Source organism: Vibrio sp. R-1 (assembly GCF_035615595.1).
GTDB classification, from domain to species: Bacteria; Pseudomonadota; Gammaproteobacteria; order Enterobacterales; family Vibrionaceae; genus Vibrio; species Vibrio cholerae.
Window position 1 is genome coordinate 1 of the sequence record NZ_WPDC01000381.1, and the last position, 212, is coordinate 212.

At 43.4% G+C, this 212-nt stretch carries 1 protein-coding gene; it reads right to left on the minus strand.

Features of this window, described 5'->3' with window-relative positions; all coding sequences use genetic code 11:
• A partial coding sequence (locus tag GOU96_RS18575) for a lipocalin family protein (RefSeq protein WP_324702146.1) occupies positions 1-198 on the minus strand: 198 nt, incomplete at its 3' end.
• Positions 199-212 lie beyond the last annotated feature (14 nt).

Below are 212 nucleotides of genomic sequence, written 5' to 3' on the forward strand. Positions count from 1 at the left end.
ACCACCATCATTTCGAGCACTGTATTCCGCAGTAACCTGACTTAAACCTCTTTCAAAGGAGTGATCGAGTCGAGCAACCTCGTACCATTTGCCTAAATAGTTGTTCAGTTCAAAATCCGACACCGGTTTTACTGATTCGGGCATGCCCAAGCAGCCATTCAATAAAACGGCGCAAAGAATCAAAACGATAGCTCTCATGATAACTCCAAATA